Genomic DNA, 2,932 nt, shown 5'->3' with positions numbered 1-2,932 from the left:
CTACGAGGCAGGCACCAACCTCGCCCCGCTACCCGCCCTCAAGGTAGCGTGAAGATCAACTCATCGACCCTGTCCGTCGAAACGGGTCAAGCCCATTCTCGTTGCCTCTGTTGTGGCTGTTCTGACGCCAGAGCACATCATTCTCCGGTCACCCTGGTGTTGCTGCTCACTACAGTCGGCCTGACGTTCTCCGCCGTTAGTGTCAACGCTGAGGTGGGCGACAAAGAGCTTGGGCGGCAAGTCGCTAGTCGCCCTCCGATACGGTAGCCAAGCACACAGCCAAGCGGCGAGCGACCCTCAATCGAACGGCCCGGCCGGCCAAACTGTCGCCGCCATCAGCGCCTCGGTCTGCCGACGTTGCTGCTGAAAGCTCGTAACACGATCTCTGGTCGGTCCAGTTGATCCGCCGGCGCCAGCAGATTAGAGCGAAATTGAGGCTGTCGTGGATGTCGAGATGGCGTTCCCATCGCACGGCCAGGCGACGGAACTGGTTGGGCAGGGCGAAGGTCTGCTCGACGACGTAGCGCAGTTTGCCCAGGCCCTTGATCCCGCTGGCCTTGGGCTGGGAATGATCGGTTCGGCGCCGCGTTCGCGGCAGGCCAGCATGCAACTGCCGGCAACTCACTCCGACGATTTCGTGATCGCGATAGAAGGAGGTTGTGCTTGGGGCCGCTTGCTCAGCGGCGTGCCCGCGCAAGCACCTCCTCCGCGCTCAGCGCGCTCGGCGGATGGTGGCTCAAACTCATTGGCACGGATACTTTGCGGAATTCGGCGCCTTCGTCGGACAGGTAGAAGGTCCCCGCCCTCAAGCCGGACACATCGATCGGCTCGCTGGACCGGCCCTGTGCCAGCTGACGTACCGCGACGATCTGAGCCGTGGCCTTGATCAGGCCGTAGAACTGGGTTGCCGCGTTGCCGACGATCCGGTTATGAATTCCCCGTGGAGCCTGTGTAGCGAATATTAATCCCAGGCCGTACTTGCGAGCCTGGCTGACGAGCGCGAGGGTGCTCTCAGTGGCCGCTGTGGTGGGCCCGGACGGTGCGATTGTCTGTGCCTCATCCATCACTAGCAGCCCGCTGAGCGGACGATCTCTCGCCGGATGGGCCTTGATCCAGGTCATCAGTCCCATCTGGAGCTGGCTCACGAAGCTCTGCCGCTGCTCCTCGCTGCTCAGGCCGATCATGCTGATCACCGAGATGCGGGCGCGTTGGTTCCGCGATGGGGTTAAGAGCACGCCCGGGTCGAGCGGTGTACCTGATCCGCCAAAGAGAGGATCGTTGATGCATGCGGCGGTCAAGGTCTGCGCCATGTCACTAGCGATGTCCACCGACCGCTCCAGTGACGCTACGTCCTCCGGGAGGTCAGCCAAGAGGCCGATGAACTCCTTCAGAGACCCGCCGCCCCGGTGTGCGAAGTGCGACAAAGCCTCCCGCAGGATGGCCCGTCCGCGGTCAGTTCGCGCGGTGTTACCGGTAAGCCGTGCGCGGGGTGCCAGGGCAGCGACCGCGATGTCGAGGCCAATGGCCAAGTCGTCCGGGTCGTCCAGGACCGTTGTCAGATGAGGAAGCGGCTGGAGGACGAGCGGTCGCCCCGCCTGACGGCGCGGTGTCCAAACGATCACCTCGGTGTGTTCCAGATAGGCCGCGGCAAGCTCTGCGTCGCCCGGACCCCAGCCCACGGGCGGCTCCGGCCAGGGGTCACCGAGCCGGGCGAGATCATTGTTCGGATCGAGGACGATGCTGGACACGCGCCGGAGCGCGCACTCCTCGATCAGTCGGCGGATCAGCACTGTCTTGCCTGAGCCAGAACCAGCGAAGATCGCGACGTGCTTACGCAGCGACTCCAGCCCCGTGCTCACTGGCGACCCGTCCTCGGCGACACCGAGGGGAACGGTGCTGCCGTCGATGAGCGGCTCACCGGCGGGCGGGTCGGGACCGTCATGCGATCGGGGACCGTCGCTGCGGTCGACCGGCGTCGCACCCAGGATCTGACCCATCAGCGTCGTGCCACCAGCGGGTCGCCGTGCGATCAACCATGCCGTCAATGCGCTGCTCGGGCTTCTGAGCATAACGCTGAGCGCTGCGAACACCTTGAGGTCATCGGGTGACGGCGTGATGATCCGGCCGCCGGCGGCCTCGAACCCCTGCCACATCTGGGTCGTCGCCGGCCCGGTCGACCAGTGCGTGCCCGCCGGACGGAGGATCACGGCGGAACGCTTCGCCACGAGGGGATCAAGAGCGGCGACCTGCTTCAGGCGTTCGATCCGGGCGATGACTGCGCGATGGTGTTCTTTGGCGATGCTCCGGATCGACCAGTGCTCCTGGTCGTCGGTGTCAGGGTCCAGGAAGTGCCGCAGCATCGCATGGAAAATCGGAGGGTTTCCGGCCCCGGGCTGGACTGCGTAGTCCTGATCGTTGCCCGTCTCGATCACCCACGCCTGGAGGGCCGCTACGAGCAGAGGCGGCATGTCGGTGTCCTCGGTGTCGGGCGACAGCGCGGCATCGACTGACGCCTCTTGCACCAACGCCGCTAGACGCTCGTCGAAAGCGCCCAGCTCGAACCCTGATGTCAGTGGCGGAGCAGTTTCGGCATCTTCGGTGACGTCCCGCAGATCGGCCAGGGGTAGGACCGCATCGGCCCGCAAACAGGCGCGAATGTGCCAGTCGACCCTTTGCAGCAGCATGCGTGGCGTGAATTCCCGGGCGTGTTCGAACGCATGGTCGGGCACCGGCCAGGTAGCGGGCTCCGGCTGGAATCCGGTGCGCTTGAACACGACATGGAGACGGCTTGCCACCAGTTGCTTGGCAACCTTGGCGGAGGGCAGCCGATCGAGTTGTGTCAAGCCCCGGGTTTGATGGAGAGTTGGTTAGCTGGTTTTCAGGGGTGCGGTGGCCTGCTGGGTCATCGCGTGTAGTGCCTCATATTCGGCGG

The 2,932-nt window shown here is 64.9% G+C and carries 1 protein-coding gene; it reads right to left on the bottom strand.

The window, feature by feature from the left end:
• Positions 1 to 677: 677 nt before the first annotated feature.
• Positions 678 to 2,843, bottom strand: coding sequence for a DUF87 domain-containing protein (locus tag AB0F72_RS42070; RefSeq protein WP_360444923.1), 2,166 nt, complete (start codon positions 2,841 to 2,843; stop codon positions 678 to 680).
• Between the last annotated feature and the right edge of the window lie 89 nt (positions 2,844 to 2,932).

This window comes from Actinoplanes sp. NPDC023936, from assembly GCF_040639325.1.
In the GTDB taxonomy this organism is placed as follows: Bacteria; Actinomycetota; Actinomycetes; order Mycobacteriales; family Micromonosporaceae; genus Actinoplanes.
The sequence above is the reverse complement of the archived record's forward strand: the minus strand, read 5'-3'. Positions and strand labels throughout refer to the sequence as shown.